We start from the raw sequence: 1986 nt of genomic DNA, 5'->3' as shown, positions 1-1986 counted from the left end.
GAAGAGATTGGAGTGCCTTTTATATTTATGAATGCCACCGACAGTGTGCGGGATTTGGTGACGATGGTGCATGAAGGCGGTCATGCGATACATTCCTTTGAGGTGAGAAATCTGCCTATCAACGCATTCCGCAACCCAACCATGGAAGTAGCTGAGCTGGCTTCTATGAGTATGGAATTGATTTCAATGGAGCATTGGGATACGTATTTTGAAAATGAAAAAGACCTCAAAAGAGCCAAAATAGAACATCTCGAAGATATTTTGGCCGCATTGCCATGGATAGCGACGGTAGATAAATTCCAACATTGGATTTATGAAAATCCGACCCATACGGAAGATGAAAGAAAGTCGGCTTGGATGCGAATAAATGGAGAGTTTTCAGACAATGTTACCGATTGGTCTGGTTTCGAGCATTTTAGAGAATATTCATGGCAACGCCAACTGCACATTTATGAGGTGCCATTTTATTACATCGAATACGGTATGGCCCAACTGGGTGCGATTAGTGTTTGGAGAAATTACAAAAAAGACCCAAAAGCAGGTCTCGATGGATATTTGGCCGCACTAAAATTGGGCTACACCAAAACGATCAAAGAAATATACGAAGCCGCCGGCATCAAATTCGACTTCTCGAAAGCTTATATAGCTGAACTTATGGATTTTGTGAAAGGTGAATTGGCTGCTTTGAAGGCTTGAGTTTGGGAGAATAGTTATAAGGGCTTTGGATAGGCTCACTTTTTAACTTCCATTCTCTCAAAACTAAATTCTACTACCATTTATGAAAACTTACTACACCTATATTCTTCAATGCTCGGATGGTTCTTTTTATGTAGGCATGACCTCCAATTTGGAAAGGAGACTCCAAGAACATGAATTTGGAGTTAATGAAGATGCATACACATTTAACAAAAGACCAGTAGAACTGAAATGGTTTGAAGAATTTTCTGATGTTAGTCAAGCCATAGCCACAGAAAAACAACTAAAAGGTTGGAGTAGAAGGAAAAAGATTGCTTTGATTGAAAGAGATTGGGAAAATTTGGTTTTGTACGCTAAAAATTACACTCAGTTTGGAAAAGACGGGGCTTCGTTAAGCTCAGACTGACAACGTTTGTCTCCCTGAGCCTGTCGAAGGGGCGTTTTGTACATAAAAACTGTATTGAATATTGGGGCGGGGCTTCGACAAGCTCAGCCTGACAGTTTTGTCTCCCTGAGCCTGTCGAAGGGACGCTCGATATGTATAAACTATTATGATTATTGTAGCGGGGCTTCGTTAAGCTCAGACTGACAACGTTTGTCTCCCTGAGCCTGTCGAAGGGGCGTTTTGTACATAAAAACTGTATTGAATATTGGGGCGGGGCTTCGACAAGCTCAGCCTGACAGTTTTGTCTCCCTGAGCCTGTCGAAGGGACGCTCGATATGTATAAACTATTATGATTATTGTAGCGGGGCTTCGTTAAGCTCAGACTGACAACGTTTGTCTCCCTGAGCCTGTCGAAGGGGCGTTTTGTACATAAAAACTGTATTGAATATTGGGGCGGGGCTTCGACAAGCTCAGCCTGACAGTTTTGTCTCCCTGAGCCTGTCGAAGGGACGCTCGATATGTATAAACTATTATGATTATTGTAGCGGGGCTTCGTTAAGCTCAGACTGACAACGTTTGTCTCCCTGAGCCTGTCGAAGGGGCGTTTTGTACATAAAAACTGTATTGAATATTGGGACGGGGCTTCGACAGGCTCAGCCTGACATGGGCTGTCTCACTGAGCTTTTCCAAGGGAAGTTATCAATGGAAAAAAATAAAGATTATTGTAGCGGGGCTTCGTTAAGCTCAGACTGACAACGTTTGTCTCCCTGAGCCTGTCGAAGGGGCGTTTTGTACATAAAAACTGTATTGAATATTGGGACGGGGCTTCGACAGGCTCAGCCTGACATGGGCTGTCTCACTGAGCTTTTCCAAGGGAAGTTCGATATGTATAAACTATTATGATT

2 protein-coding genes are annotated in these 1986 nt (G+C 42.9%); both read left to right on the top strand.

Annotated elements, in window-relative coordinates; genetic code table 11:
• A partial coding sequence (locus EGI31_RS14735) for a M3 family metallopeptidase (RefSeq protein ID WP_255037945.1) occupies positions 1-696 on the top strand: 696 nt, incomplete at its 5' end.
• An 82-nt stretch (positions 697-778) separates the two neighbouring features.
• Positions 779-1102, top strand: a complete 324-nt coding sequence (locus tag EGI31_RS14730) for a GIY-YIG nuclease family protein (protein WP_255037774.1) — start codon at positions 779-781, stop codon at positions 1100-1102.
• Positions 1103-1986 lie beyond the last annotated feature (884 nt).

It is taken from the genome of Lacihabitans soyangensis, assembly GCF_024343775.1.
GTDB lineage: Bacteria > Bacteroidota > Bacteroidia > Cytophagales > Spirosomataceae > Leadbetterella > Leadbetterella soyangensis.
This window is presented reverse-complemented; position numbering and strand designations above follow the sequence as displayed.